The organism is Novosphingobium sp. (genome assembly GCF_036733805.1).
GTDB lineage: Bacteria > Pseudomonadota > Alphaproteobacteria > Sphingomonadales > Sphingomonadaceae > Novosphingobium.
On the sequence record NZ_DAIMZT010000069.1, the window covers coordinates 1 to 13,206 of the forward strand.

Annotated in this window: 12 protein-coding genes and 1 other RNA gene; 2 read left to right on the top strand and 11 right to left on the bottom strand. The window is 63.0% G+C overall.

Annotated elements, in window-relative coordinates; translation table 11 throughout:
* The 6 genes from V7D69_RS13635 to hrpB form a co-directional block, all read right to left on the bottom strand.
* Positions 1 to 1,072, bottom strand: a 1,072-nt coding sequence (locus V7D69_RS13635) for an LON peptidase substrate-binding domain-containing protein (RefSeq protein ID WP_333606074.1), incomplete at its 3' end; no start/stop codon positions are given.
* Positions 1,073 to 1,249: 177 nt separating this feature from the next.
* Positions 1,250 to 1,585 (bottom strand): YbaB/EbfC family nucleoid-associated protein, encoded by a 336-nt coding sequence (locus tag V7D69_RS13640; RefSeq protein ID WP_324064198.1) that lies wholly within the window; start codon positions 1,583 to 1,585, stop codon positions 1,250 to 1,252.
* Positions 1,586 to 3,421 carry a DNA polymerase III subunit gamma/tau gene (locus V7D69_RS13645; protein ID WP_333606075.1) on the bottom strand — a complete coding sequence of 612 codons (1,836 nt, stop codon included), beginning with the start codon at positions 3,419 to 3,421 and terminating at the stop codon, positions 1,586 to 1,588.
* Positions 3,422 to 3,508: 87 nt separating this feature from the next.
* Positions 3,509 to 3,603: signal recognition particle sRNA small type (ffs, locus tag V7D69_RS13650), an RNA gene on the bottom strand.
* A 57-nt stretch (positions 3,604 to 3,660) separates the two neighbouring features.
* Positions 3,661 to 3,939, bottom strand: coding sequence for an ETC complex I subunit (locus tag V7D69_RS13655; protein ID WP_333606076.1), 279 nt, complete (start codon positions 3,937 to 3,939; stop codon positions 3,661 to 3,663).
* Between the two features lie 44 nt (positions 3,940 to 3,983).
* On the bottom strand, positions 3,984 to 6,437 hold the full coding sequence (hrpB, locus tag V7D69_RS13660; protein WP_333606077.1) for an ATP-dependent helicase HrpB: 2,454 nt from the start codon (positions 6,435 to 6,437) through the stop codon (positions 3,984 to 3,986).
* Positions 6,438 to 6,690: 253 nt separating this feature from the next.
* Here hrpB and V7D69_RS13665 point away from each other — a divergent pair, with 253 nt between their 5' ends.
* Positions 6,691 to 8,535 carry a putative bifunctional diguanylate cyclase/phosphodiesterase gene (locus tag V7D69_RS13665; RefSeq protein ID WP_333606078.1) on the top strand — a complete coding sequence of 615 codons (1,845 nt, stop codon included), beginning with the start codon at positions 6,691 to 6,693 and terminating at the stop codon, positions 8,533 to 8,535.
* A 26-nt stretch (positions 8,536 to 8,561) separates the two neighbouring features.
* On the opposite strand, the gene V7D69_RS13670 is transcribed toward V7D69_RS13665, so the two are convergent.
* Positions 8,562 to 9,323 carry an energy transducer TonB family protein gene (locus tag V7D69_RS13670; RefSeq protein WP_324061000.1) on the bottom strand — a complete coding sequence of 254 codons (762 nt, stop codon included), beginning with the start codon at positions 9,321 to 9,323 and terminating at the stop codon, positions 8,562 to 8,564.
* Positions 9,324 to 9,403: 80 nt separating this feature from the next.
* Complete coding sequence (locus V7D69_RS13675; RefSeq protein WP_324060999.1) at positions 9,404 to 10,420, bottom strand: polyprenyl synthetase family protein; 1,017 nt, start codon at positions 10,418 to 10,420, stop codon at positions 9,404 to 9,406.
* 108 nt (positions 10,421 to 10,528) lie between these two features.
* Here V7D69_RS13675 and V7D69_RS13680 point away from each other — a divergent pair, with 108 nt between their 5' ends.
* Positions 10,529 to 10,828, top strand: a complete 300-nt coding sequence (locus V7D69_RS13680) for a chorismate mutase (RefSeq protein WP_324060998.1) — start codon at positions 10,529 to 10,531, stop codon at positions 10,826 to 10,828.
* A 24-nt stretch (positions 10,829 to 10,852) separates the two neighbouring features.
* Here the strand turns inward: V7D69_RS13680 and V7D69_RS13685 are convergent, their stop codons facing one another.
* From V7D69_RS13685 to V7D69_RS13695, 3 genes are all read right to left on the bottom strand, one after another.
* A complete protein-coding gene (locus tag V7D69_RS13685; RefSeq protein ID WP_333606079.1) occupies positions 10,853 to 11,059 on the bottom strand; it encodes a hypothetical protein in 207 nt (68 codons plus the stop codon).
* A gap of 87 nt (positions 11,060 to 11,146) precedes the next feature.
* Positions 11,147 to 12,463 (bottom strand): sensor histidine kinase, encoded by a 1,317-nt coding sequence (locus tag V7D69_RS13690; RefSeq protein ID WP_324061004.1) that lies wholly within the window; start codon positions 12,461 to 12,463, stop codon positions 11,147 to 11,149.
* A 109-nt stretch (positions 12,464 to 12,572) separates the two neighbouring features.
* Entirely contained in the window at positions 12,573 to 13,205 is a 633-nt protein-coding gene (locus V7D69_RS13695) for a response regulator transcription factor (protein WP_333606080.1), read from the bottom strand.
* Between the last annotated feature and the right edge of the window lies 1 nt (position 13,206).

Consider the following 13,206-nt stretch of genomic DNA (forward strand, 5'->3'; position numbering starts at 1 on the left):
GGCCGACGAGGCACAGGATCGGCCCCTTCAGCTTGTTGGTGCGCGCCTGCACGGCCAGGTATTCGATGATCCTGTCCTTGACTTTGTCGAGCGCATAGTGATCGGCGTCGAGGACTTTTTGAGCCTCTGAAATGTCGCGCTTGAGCTTGCTCTTCTTGCCCCAGGGCAGGCCCAGGAGCACATCGAGGTAATTGCGGATGACCGTGGCCTCCGCGCTCATCGGCTGCATCGACTTCAGCTTCTTCAGCTCGGAATTGGCCTTCTCGCGCGCTTCTTTCGAGAGCTTGGTCTTCTCAATCCGGTCTTGCAGCTCTTGCAGCTCGTTGGCCTCATCGCCTTCGCCGCCAAGCTCCGACTGGATCGCCTTCAACTGCTCGTTGAGGTAATATTCGCGCTGCGTCTTTTCCATCTGGCGCTTCACACGGCCGCGAATCTTGCGCTCAACCTGCAGGACGCCAAGCTCGCCTTCCATGAAGGAATAGACCATTTCCAACCGCTTGAGCGGATCGACCTCGGACAGCACCGCCTGCTTGTCGGAAACCTTGGCGGACAGCTGCGCAGCCACGGTATCAGCCAGACGGGCCGCTTCTTCGATATCGCCGAGTTGTTCCCCCGCATCCTGGCTCAGCTTCTTGTTGAGCTTGGCGTATTCGTGGAACTGCTCGACCACTGAGCGCATCATCGCCTCAGTTTCGGTGCCTTCGGCCTCGAGTTGCTCGATCTCCTCCACCTCGGCGACCAGCATCTCGCCATCCTCGCCCTGTTCCGCGCGGATACCGACCAGCCGGCCGCGCTCCTGCCCCTCGACCAGCACGCGCACGGTGCCGTCCGGCAGCTTGAGCAATTGCAGGACGCTGGCGATCACACCGGTGTCATAGAGATCGTCCCGGTCCGGATCATCGCAAGCGGGATCAAGTTGGGCGAGGAGGAAGATATCCTTCTCGCCGGCCATCGCCGCTTCCAACGCCGCCACGGACTTCTCACGGCCGACAAACAACGGCACGACCATGCCGGGGAAAACGACGATGTCGCGCAAGGGAAGAAGGGGTAGCAAGTTCACAGGCACTTCCATTTTCTACGCACATGGGAGCCTGACCCAGCCCCCGAGCTTTCGCGCAGGATATGGGGTCTTTGCGCCGTCACGCAATGGATTAGCGGCGAAAGGCTGTGGAGCGCCGGCCGCGTCGCCGGCACCGGCGGAAACCGCGCTTGTTTTTACAGGCGCCGCGATACGTTAAGCCGGCAATTATCAAAACGGCAGCTTGAAGCCCGGCGGTAAGCCCATTCCCTGCTGCGCCTTGGCCAATTCCTCGTTTGCAACCGAATCGGCCTTCACGCGCGCATCATTGAAAGCTGCCGCGACAAGGTCTTCCAGGATCGCTTTTTCCGAGACCTGCATCAGGCTGTCATCGATCGAGACTCCGATCACCCGCCCCTTGGCGGAGCAGCGAATCTTGACCAAGCCGCCGCCAGAGAGACCTTCGACCTCAAGCTGGTCGAGCTTCGCTTGCGTTTCACCCATTTGCTTCTGGATGGTCTCGGCGGCTTTCTGCGCCGCCTGGAGCATCTCTTCCATCGATTTCATTTAACGTCTCCAATCACGTGAACCGCCGCCGATCATGGCTGGACGGTCATCTTCGATCTCTTCGGCCTGCGGGAATGCCGCCTTGGTCGCCATCATCAGAGGATGCCGGCTGATCTCTTCGCGATCCGCTGCTTCGCGCGCCTGATTCTGCTCGTAAAGCGTCGGCGTGCCTTCGGCCTCGACCCGTTCCACCAGCCAGCGCTGTTCAGTGGCATCGGCCAGGCTGCTCCTCACAAGCCCGGAGATATCCTCGTTGAAGCCAGGCGGCTGGGTATAGCGAAGAAGCCCCTGCGCCAACTCGACCACCCGCACCTGCATGCGCATGACGTTGGCGGCGTGCTGATGATGTCGCTCCACTTCCTCGACCAGGGCTTCCCAGCGCGGCGCGGCCGGTGCCCCGGCCGCGGGCCCGCCCGACGAGGGCGAATCGCCGCCGTTCGCCGGAGCGACGGGCGCGCGCAAAGCAAGGTCTTCCAGCTTTTTCACCAGCGTGCCGGGATCGGGCATATCTGCCGCGTGCATGATCCGAAGCAGCGCCATTTGCGCGGCCACCAAAGGATCAGGCGCTGCCTTCACTTCCTCATGCCCTTTGAGCAGCAATTGCCAGAGACGATGGAGTTGCCCCGCCTTCAGCGCCTTGGCCCAATCCTCGATCGCCTCGCGTTCCTCTGCCGATGGAGCATCAGCGGCGCTACCGCTGACCTGTGCGACCGCAACGCGGTGGGTGAGTTCCATCAAGCCGCGCATCATTGCGATCGGCTCCACGCCCAGCGCGAACTGATGAGCGATGAGATGGAGCAGTTCGGCGCCCTGGCCTTCGAGAATGGCGCAGAGCAGCTTCCTCTGTACCGATTTGTCGGAAAGGCCCAGCATCTCGCGCACTTTGTCGGCCCGCACTTTGCCTTCACCATCAAGGTCGGCGTGCGCGATCGCCTGGTCGAGAATAGACAAGCCGTCGCGCACGGAACCTTCGGCGGCGGCTGCAACCATTCCCAGCGCTTCGTCCTCCGCCTCTACGCCTTCCTTTCGGCAGACCATGGCGAAGTGTTCCGCCAACATTGGCGTTGGGATGCGGCGCAAGTCGAAGCGCTGGCAGCGCGAAAGGACCGTGACCGGCAGCTTGTCCACTTCCGTGGTAGCGAACAGAAACTTCACATGCGCCGGTGGTTCCTCAAGCGTCTTCAGCAAGGCATTGAAAGCATTGCGCGACAGCATGTGAACTTCGTCGATGATATAGATCTTGTAACGGGCTGAAACCGCAGCATAGCGCACCGCCTCGATGATCTCGCGAACGTCATCAACGCCGGTGTGACTGGCCGCGTCCATCTCGATCACATCAATGTGACGCCCTTCGGCAATCGCCCGGCAAGGTTCGCACTGGCCGCAGGGATCGATCGTGGGCCCGCCTTGCCCATCCGGCCCTATGCAATTGAGCGCCTTGGCGATGAGGCGCGCGGTGGAGGTTTTGCCGACCCCACGCACGCCCGTCATCAGGAAGGCATGAGCCAGACGGTCGCGCTTGATCGCGTTGGCCAGCGTCTGGACCATGGCCTCCTGCCCGATCAATTCGGCAAAAGTCTGCGGGCGATATTTGCGGGCGAGCACCCGATACGGTTGCGCAACGGCCTTGGAGACCGCTTTTGCGACGGCGGCAGCTGCAGGCGCTGCAACCGGTTCAGCTTCGGCTGGCTGAGAGGGAACCGATTGAGAAGTTTCTGACGAAGGCTCCGGGTCGGCGAACATCGACGCTTGCCCGGCCGCCTCAAGCTCGGCGGCATTCGGCGCGGCTTCGTCCCCTTCCTCCTTGTCGTCCCAGGGAGGGGAATCGCCGAACATGTCGCGTGAATCGTCCATCGCGTCCAAACTAGGGCCCAAACTCGATCAGGTCACGCCCGAGGTGCACGTTTTGCTCGACGATGTGAAGCTGTAGGAGCCGGGCGACCCGCCGCAATCCGTTGTGGCTGCTTCCTTCCGGACCTGACCAGATTGGCGGACGCAAACGTCCACCCGACTCCCGGCCGGCCATATGGCGACCACCTTTCCGTTTGTCCAGCCCCAGCGCGGGTCGGCAAGGTTCAGCGAAAATTGTCGGCGTAAGCCTGGATCTTGAGGCGGCGCGGCGGCGTGGCATGGATTTCCGCTTCTATGCCATAGCGGGCGGCATAAGCCTTGGCGTCTTCGCGCGTCGGAAACTTCAGAACGACCTGCTGCCGCATGTCGCCCGAACCTGCCCAGCCCATCAGCGGATCGGGCTTCTTGGCCTCGGCCGGCACGAACTCGAGTATCCATTGGTCGATAAGCGCCTTGCCGGACTGCATGGCGTTTTTCGGGCGCTGAAAGATGCGTGCACTCATGAGGGTGCGCTTTGCCTCCGAATCGCGGCGGAAATCAAGCGGAATTACTTGCCGCGCGATGCTTCGAACGCGTTCCGGGTTTTCAGACTGGGATCCTCCTTCCACGGCTCATCCGGCCAGCGGTGCTTTGGATAGCGGCCTTTCATGTCACGCTGCACGTCGCGCCAGGAACCGCGCCAGAAGCCCGGCAGATCGCGTGTCGTTTGGATCGGCCGCCCGGCGGGTGAGGTCAGCTTCACAAGCAGCGGCTGCGGCGGCTGGCCGAAGCTCGGATGGCGATCCAACCCGAACAGCGCCTGAACCCGCACCTCGACGCTGGGACCGCCTTCATCCTCATAATCGATGGCGTGGCTCGTGCCGGCCGGACTATGAAACTCGGCCGGAGCCAGCTTCTCCAGCGCCTGCTGGTCATCCCAGGTCAACCGGTTCTTCAAGGCTTCCTGAAGCATGCCCTTGTCGAGAGAGTCGAGCCTGCGCCTCACCAGCGGGCCGAGCCACGCATCCAAATCGGCCAGCAAAGCGTCATGCGAAAGCGCCTCGATCCCGGCATGGCGTGCCCTGCGCAGGAGCGAGAGGCTGGACTTGCCAAACGGGATCAGCGCCAATCCTTTCTCGCGCACGCGCTCCAGCAGGAAAGCCGAAATCGCCGCTGGATCGGGTGAAGGGTCAGGACCACTTGCCAGGGTGATCGCACCCAGACACCTCTCCAGACGGGCTTCGACGCGGCCCTCCTCCTCATTCCAGCGCAGGACGGAGCGCCGTTCGACAGCGCCGCTCAGCCATTGCTCCACCTCCGCCGGTTCAAGGGAAATGCCGGAAAGGATGCGCGCACCTTTCGCCTGCCCTTGAGCATCGCCGATGACCATCCATTCGCGAGCGGCGAGCGGCGAAGCGAGGTCAAGCATATAGCCCCTGCCCCCTGTAGAAAGCCACCTTTCGCCGGATGGATCGCGACGCCGCGCGACCATGTCCGGGCGGCCAAGCGCGAGGAGGACGCCGGGAGGAACATCGCCGTCTCGCGCGACCGCGGAAACCAATGATCGCGCCCGCTTTGCCCATCCCGCCGCCAGCTTTCGCGCCGCATCCGCGCGTGTCGATCGATCGCTTTCCCAACGCGAAAGGCGAGCGACCAGATCGTCAGCGCGCCCTCCCAGTCCGCGCTCCTGCAAAAGCAGCGTCAGCTTGGCCGCGGTCTCTTCCGCGCCCAGTTCGGCGGCGCGCAGGATCATGGCTGCCTGTGCCGGCTCCATCGGCAGGCTGGCCACCTTGCGGCCGAACTCGGTAATGCGGCCGGACGCGTCCAGCGCACCCAACGCTTCCAGCCCTTTACGCGCCGCGTCCAGCGCCGGCGCAGGCGGTGGATCGATCCAGGCCATCGTTAAAGGATCGGCATTTCCCCATTGCGCGATAGCAAGAGTCAACGGCGCCAGATCGCTGGTCGTGATCTCCGGCGGATCGAAGGGCGGACGGCCTGCGTGCGCGGCTTCTTCCCACAAGCGATACGCGATCCCCGGCCCCTGCCGTGCCGCGCGGCCCGCGCGTTGTGCCGCGGATGCCTGGCTGGCCCGGTGCGTGACCAGCCGCGTCACCCCCGCTGCCTTGTCAAACTCCGCCCGGCGCGAAAGGCCGCTGTCGACCACCGCTGATATCCCTTCAAGCGTAAGCGAGGTCTCGGCGATCGCCGTCGCCAGCACTACGCGCCTGCGCCCTTGAACGTCGCGTCGGATCGCCGTGCGCTGGGCATTGGGTTCGCACTGACCGTGAAGCGGCAACACCAGCGCCTGCGGAAGTTTCTCCGCCAGCCGCTCCGCCACGCGATCGATTTCGCGCACGCCGGGCAGGAAGGCGAGCACATCGCCGTTCTGGTCCCGCCACGCAGTGAGGATAGCCGAAATCATGGCATCCTCGATCCGCCGGTCGGGCGCGCTGCCCAGCCAGCGCAGCTCCAGCGGCCAGGCTTTTCCCTCGCTCTCGATTACGGCGGTTTCTGCACCCAGTAACCGGGAGAAGCGCGAGCCATCAATGGTCGCCGACATCACCAGCAACCGAAGATCCTCCCGCAGCACGTCGCGACACTCGATGGCAAGGGCAAGTCCCAGATCGCTATCCAGGTGCCGTTCGTGCGCCTCGTCAAACAGCACGGCGGAGACTCCGGACAACTCCGGGTCGGAGAGAATAGTCGCGATGAAAATTGCCTCGGTCATCACCAGTACGCGGGTTCGCGCCGAGCGTCTGGTATCGAGGCGGGTCACATAACCTATGGTTTCCCCCGCTTTCTCCTCTAGCAACTCAGCCATGCGCTCCGCCGCGGCACGCGCGGCGACGCGGCGGGGCGAAAGGAGAATGACAGTCCCCGAACACCATGGTTCGGCGAGCAGCGCAGGGGCCACGGCGGTCGTTTTGCCCGCGCCCGGCGGCGCGATCAGCACAGCGCCCCGGCCCTTGCGCAGGACCTTGAGGAGATCGCCCAATATGGCGCGGATCGGCAGGTCGTTCACCCGCAGGCTCTTAAAAGCCCTTCACCGCTTCCGTCCAGACCAAGACATGCTCAAACTCCGAGCGTCGAAACAAATTCTCTTTGAAGCGTTCCCCGTCCGTCCACGTTTCATCAATACTTCGCTTCTAGCACCCCATTCTGTTGCCCCCGACAAAAGAGCCCGAAATTCCCAAAAAATGATCCGCGCCGGCCAACACCCTTTGCCAGTGGCACAATACCTGCGGCTGCGGGAACAAATCCCGGCGCTTTATGGATTGCTGTCCGTAAATGCGGCCATCCTGGCCTATACGCATCGCGCGTTGGCCCCCCGTTTCCTTGTGCTTACCGTGCCCGCGATCCTAATAACCGCATGCACATTGCGCATGCTGATGTGGATGCGGCCGATTTCCAGCGCCGACCTCGAAGTCAACGTGGTCCGGCGGCGCATGCATGGGACCGTGGCGCTGGCGATAGTGATGTCAGTCGCTTACGTGTCCTGGGCGCTGGTGCTGGACGGATACGGAGGCCCGTATGAGCACGGCCATGTCGCGATATTCGTGGCGGTAACCGTGCTCGGCTGCATCTTCTGCCTGACTTTCCTGCCGCTGGCGGCGCTGCTCGTGGCGTTGAGCGTGCTGGGCACCTTCCTTGCTTACAGCTTTGCGCAAGCGACCGAGGTCCTTATCGCCATCGCGCTGAATATCTCTCTGGTGACCGCCGTGGTCCTGAAGATTCTACGCGATTACTACGGATCCTTCATCAGTCTGGAGACCTCCCAGCGGGACTTGCAGAATGAACGGCGGCAGGCCCAGTCTCTGAGTGAGGACAACGCAAGGCTTGCCCAGACCGACGCGCTCACCGGCCTGCCCAATCGCCGCTATTTCTTCTCCACACTGGAAGGGCTTCTGTCCCGCGCGGGGCCGCGCGACGTCTTCACGGTGGGCTTGATCGATCTCGATCGCTTCAAGCCCATCAACGACACGCATGGACATGCGCACGGCGACCGGCTGCTGCGCGCCATTGGTCAGAGAATGATAAATCAGTGCCCGCCGGACACGGTCGTGGCCCGCCTGGGCGGTGATGAGTTCGGATTGATCGTACTGGACGGCCCCGCGAAAGCCGAAAGCATCACTCAAGCGCTCTGCCAGGCGATCCGCGAGCAGGTGCGGATCGGCGATATGGTCGTTTCCGTGGGCTGCTCTGCCGGCTTGGCGGTCTTTCCGGAAACCGGGACCAGCGCCGACCTTCTGTTCGACCGGGCGGACTTTGCGCTTTACCACGCCAAGAAGGAAAAGCGCGGCCAATGCGTGCGCTTTTCCGACAAGCTGGAACGCCTGATCCGTTCCGAACAGGCGATTGATGCGGCGTTGCAAGCGGCTGATCTTCGTTCCGAGGTATCGCTTGTCTTTCAGCCCATCGTCGGCACTGACAATCTGCAGCCGATCGGGGCCGAATGTCTTGCCCGCTGGACATCGCGCAGTCTCGGCCAGATATCTCCCGAACTGTTGATCGCCGCCGCCGAACGCGTCGGCCGTGCCCGCGAAGTGGCGCTCGTCCTGTTTGACCAGGCCATCGCCGCTCTCGCCCATCTGCCGGCGCCCATGCGCATCTCTTTCAACTTGTCCGGCCATAACTTGTGCGATGTGGATACCATCACCGCGCTGCTTGATCGCCTGGCGGCCTCACGATGCGAGCCTAGTCGGCTGCTGTTCGAAATCACGGAGACTTCGCTCATCACGGACATGGAGATCGCCGATGCGGCGCTGCGCCGGTTGCGGGATACAGGAGCCAGCATAGCGCTGGACGACTTTGGAACCGGCTATTCGAGCCTTTCCTCGCTCCATAAGCTGCCGCTCGACGTGGTGAAGATCGACCGCAGCTTCGCCGCGCGGCTGGACGAGGCTTCGGGCAGACGCCTTATCACTGCTATCCGCAACCTGGCCCGTTCGCTTTCGCTTGAATGCGTGATCGAGGGGATCGAGACGGAAAGCCAGCTCATCAGCGCGCGATTGGCGGGATTTTCCCTGGCGCAGGGTTACTTCATTGCCCGGCCGATGACCTTGGATATCCTGCTCGAACAGCTCAGGCAAAAGCACGCCGAGCTTTGGAATGCCGCCTGATCGAACCACTGACGGGCCGCTTATTTTCAACCCACGGCTTTCCTGACGCCGTAATCGATGCGAATGCGCACCCAGGTGCCAAGCTGAGCTTTTCCGTTGATCCGCGGTGGAACCACCTGGAACTGCCAGGCCGCTTCCAGCACCGCCCGACCGAAGCCGGAACCGCGCGGAGACTCCCCCAGTATCTGGCAATTGTCGACCCGATAATGGTCCAGCGTCTGGCATGCGATCATGCCCCACCCTTCCTGCGGCGCGTTGGCGGGTAGGTAGCCGCCCAGTTGCGCATCTGTCGGCGCCTTGAACCAATCTGCATTGTAAAGGATGGCGCCGCCCGGTCCTTCCCCCGGACCGTACGCGGCGCTGCCGCCTGATGCTGCGCTGGCTGAACCGGAATGTTTCATGCCGCTGATGTCCGCGGCCGCCATGTCCGCGTGCGATATCTTTAGGAAGGTAAATGCCGGCTTCTCCTGCACCGGCTTTTCCTGCACCGGCTTTTCTTCACGTGGCCTGGGTGTCCGCACGCGCGCCTGCTGGGGTTCCTTGGTTTCGTGCTTCTTTTCCTGCTTGTGCTGCTTCTCGGCTTTCGCGCCCGCCTGCTTATCCTCGCCGGTAACGTCGAAAGTCACCGGGTTGCTTGTCTTTTCCAGCCGCGGCGCGAACTGGGTCTGGTAGAGCGCGATCAGCAGCGCCAACAGAACGATGCCCGCCGAAAGCAGCGTGGAGATCAGGCGTTGGCGAGGCGATCCGGGCTGATAGCCAGTCATCACCAGGTCGGAGTCGGCGCGCATTCGCCGCTCAATAGGTCAGCCGGGGTTGCGCCGCAATTATCCGCTTGTCGCAGATGCCACGGACTGCCCCTGGCAAGACGTCAATAGCGCCGTCCCACCACAAATTCAGCCGCCTCGGCCATGGCCGATCGCGCTTCTCCAGCGGGAAAGCCGGCGATCGCATCAATCGCGCGCTGGGCATAATGCCGCGCGCGCTCGCGCGTGGCGTCTACGCAGCCGTGACGGTTGATGAGTTCCACCGCATGCGCGAGATCCTCGTCCTCGACGAGGAAGCCGGCGATCGCCTCTTCCCAGAACTTGCGTTCGGTCGCATCGCCCCGCGCATAAGCCAGGATCACGGGAAGGGTCATCTTGCCTTCGCGGAAGTCATCACCTTTTTCCTTGCCGGACTCAGTGGCCTCGGAATCGTAATCGATGGCATCGTCGACCAGCTGGAAGGCAATGCCGAGGTTGCGGCCATAAGCGTCCAGCGCCAGTTCCTCCGCCTCGCTCTTTTCGGCAACGACAGCGGCTATACGCGTGGCGGCGGCAAACAGCGCTGCCGTCTTGGAGCCGATGATCTGAAGGTAATGCTCTTCGCTCGTCTCGATCTTGCGCTGAGCGGTAAGCTGGTCAACCTCACCTTCGGCAATGATCGAGGCGGCCCGCGACAGAATCTTGAGCACTTTCAGGCTGCCGTCCTCGACCATCAGTTCGAACGAACGCGTAAACAGGAAATCACCCACCAGCACCGTCGCCGGATTACCGTAGACGATATTGGCCGTCGCCTTGCCGCGCCTCAGGTCAGAACCGTCCACCACATCATCGTGTAACAACGTTGCCGTATGAATGAACTCCACCGCCGCTGCGAGCTTGTGATGGCGCGTGCCCTGATACCCGCACAACTCCGCCCCGGCCACTGTAAGCATCGGGCGCATCCGCTTGCCGCCGCCTGAAATCAGATGCCCGGCCAGCGCCGGGATCAGCGGCACCTCGCTTTGCATCCTGTCCAGGATCACGGCATTGACGCTATTCATGCCAGCCGCGGTCAGGGCCAACATGGGAGCTAGGGATGGTTCCTGCCTGCGCGGCCTCAGCGAGACGACTTCTGCACTCATGGCGGCGCGCCATGCGCGCTCCACGTAATGAACGCAAGCGCAAACACCACCGGCCGCGCCAACCATCTGACTGGCAGAGCCGCAAAACCCGTGCTAGCGCGCCACATCATGACTCAGGACGCTTCCGCCACCGATCCGGTCCTGGCCGGTTTCCGCGCCAGCATAGACAACATCGACGCTGCGCTGATCCATATGCTGGCTGAGCGTTTCCGGATCACGCAAGCCGTTGGGGCCTACAAAGCCGAGAAGAATCTTCCCGCCTCAGACCTCGCCCGTGAAGAACGCCAGATCGCCCGCCTGCGCAAGCTGGCCGAAGACGCGCACCTCGATCCTGACTTCGGCGAGAAGTTCATTCGCTTCGTGATCGAAGAGGTGATCCAGCATCACGAACAGGCGAAAGCGGGCTGACGCGAGAAACAACCGGAGCGACGATTACTCCTCCTCCACCAGATCCTGCAGCTTGGTCATCAGCGTCTGAATGCGGGTGGCCGCTTCAGTGAAGGTCGTCACGTCTTCCCGGTTGCCGTTGCCGCGCGCTTCCTTGGCGGCTTCGACGTAGCCTTCCAGATCGGCTTCCAGGGCATCGACCAGCATTTCGATCTCGTCTGAGGTGAGCGAAAGGGGGATGGCCTTGGTCATGGATACTCCTCGGATTACTGTGAATGCCGCACATGAAGATACCGACATCGGGCTGCAAGCCGGACGTGCCGTTTGTCCCCGGCGCGGTCAGCCTGCCACACGCGGCAGTCTGAGCTTTACCAGCAGACCGCCCAAGTCCTCGCTTTCGGCGAGGTCGACCGATCCGCCGTAGATTTCCACCACATCGCGCACGATCGCAAGGCCAAGGCCGGTTCCGGGCTTGCCGGTATCAAGCCGCGCGCCCCGGTCGAAGATGCGATTGCGTTCGGTATCAGGAATACCCACGCCGTCATCCTCGATCCATATCTCGCAAAAGCGCGCGTCCTGGCCTGCATCGACAGTCACGAACACGCTGCCGCCGCCATATTTCGCTGCGTTCTCGATCAGGTTGCCGAGTATCTCCTCCAGATCCTGCTTCTCCAGCGCGACCGAGACCCCGTGATTGCCGTCAAGATCGAAGCGGGTGCTGTCATACAGTCGCTCGACCGCCCGCAGCACCGCCTCAAGGCTAGGCCATACCTCCGCGCGCGACATGCCCGCCGCCCGGCGGCCGACCGCGCGGGCGCGCGCAAGATGGTGATCCACTTGCCGCCGCATCACCGCCGCCTCGCGGATCACGGTGTCGGCAAGGTCAGGCGCCTTGGCGGTCGCCGCGTTCATCACCACGGTCAAAGGCGTCTTGAGCGCGTGGGCAAGATTGCCGGCGTGCGTGCGCGCCTCCTCCGCCTGCCGCTCCGTATGAGCGAGCAGCGCGTTAAGCTCGTCCACCAGCGGCTCCACTTCCTGCGGCAATGGCTCCGTCACGCGAGCCGCGCCGGTTGTGCGCAGCTTTTGAATCGCCCGGCGCACATGACGCAGCGGAAACAGGCCATACCAGGTTTGCAGCCCCGCCATCAGCAACAGCCCGAAACCCAACGCCACAAAGCTGTAGATCAGAATCGAGCGGATCATCTTGATCTGCTGATTCAAGTCCGCGCGGCTGGCCGCGACGGTGAACATCCATTGCGTGTTGCTGCCAGGCAGAATGATGGAGCGTTCCATCACTCGCAGCGGCTCCCCCGCGAACTGGTCGCTGTCATAGACATGAGGCTGCGCATCGAAGTGTCCGTCAGGCGCCTGAAGGCTGCGATCCCATAGCGAGCGTGATGGAAAATCCTCATGCCCCTTGCCGCGTATCTGCCAATAGAGGCCGGAGTTGGGCTCAAGAAAGCGCTGGTCGCCCAGCGGACGGATGAAGAACACCTCCCCATCCGGCCCGATCTCCGCCGAGCCGATCATGCCGGTAAGCATGTAGCCGAGCTGCTCGTCGAAATTGTGGGTAACCAGACCGGTCAGCGTACGGTCGAGCGCCAGCCCGCCGACCAGCAGCAGGATCGATATCCAGCCCGCCGCGATCAGCATCATGCGCCGGGCAAGAGATCCGGTATGAGCCTTGCGCGCGGGCGGCGGGCAGTCCCCGGCCGCCGGCGGAGGTGCCTGGGCAGCGTTCCCCGCGGCGGCCACGACCGGCAGTTCAGCCGCGCGGGGCGTCAGCGGGATCGTCGAGGCTGTAGCCAAGGCCACGGATCGTCGTGATGACATCGGCACCCAGCTTCTTGCGGATGCGCGTGACGAAGACCTCGATCGTGTTCGAATCGCGGTCGAAGTCCTGGTCGTAGATATGCTCGATGAGCTCGGTCCGGCTCACCACCTTGCCCTTGTGGTGCATGAGGTAGGAGAGGAGCTTGTACTCCTGCGCGGTGAGTTTCACCGGCTCTCCGTTCTTGGTCACCTTGCCCGATCGCGTATCGAGCCGGATGTCGCCGGCGTTGAGCTCGCTCGACGCATTGCCGGACGAACGGCGGATCAGCGCGCGCAGGCGGGCGATCAGCTCCTCGGTCTGGAACGGCTTGGCGAGATAGTCGTCGGCGCCCGCGTCGAGGCCGGCAACCTTGTCCGACCAGCTGTCGCGGGCGGTGAGCACGAGGACGGGCATCTTGCGCCCCTCCTTGCGCCAGCGGTCGAGCACGGTCAGGCCGTCGACCTCGGGCAGGCCAAGATCTAGGATCACCGCGTCATAGCTCTCGGTCGAGCCGAGATAATGGCCGTCCTCACCGTCGGTGGCGAGATCGACGGCATAACCCGCGCCCTCCAGCGTCGAGCGCAAT

Bases quoted from the DNA above. Each gene is read 5' to 3' on its own strand.
- V7D69_RS13680 (WP_324060998.1), top strand. From the start codon at position 10,529: ATGACTCAGGACGCTTCCGCCACCGATCCGGTCCTGGCCGGTTTCCGC.
- V7D69_RS13685 (WP_333606079.1), bottom strand. From the start codon at position 11,059: ATGACCAAGGCCATCCCCCTTTCGCTCACCTCAGACGAGATCGAAATG.
- V7D69_RS13670 (WP_324061000.1), bottom strand. From the start codon at position 9,323: ATGCGCGCCGACTCCGACCTGGTGATGACTGGCTATCAGCCCGGATCG.
- V7D69_RS13675 (WP_324060999.1), bottom strand. From the start codon at position 10,420: ATGAGTGCAGAAGTCGTCTCGCTGAGGCCGCGCAGGCAGGAACCATCC.
- V7D69_RS13655 (WP_333606076.1), bottom strand. From the start codon at position 3,939: ATGAGTGCACGCATCTTTCAGCGCCCGAAAAACGCCATGCAGTCCGGC.
- V7D69_RS13640 (WP_324064198.1), bottom strand. From the start codon at position 1,585: ATGAAATCGATGGAAGAGATGCTCCAGGCGGCGCAGAAAGCCGCCGAG.
- V7D69_RS13690 (WP_324061004.1), bottom strand. From the start codon at position 12,463: ATGATGCTGATCGCGGCGGGCTGGATATCGATCCTGCTGCTGGTCGGC.
- V7D69_RS13645 (WP_333606075.1), bottom strand. From the start codon at position 3,421: ATGTTCGGCGATTCCCCTCCCTGGGACGACAAGGAGGAAGGGGACGAA.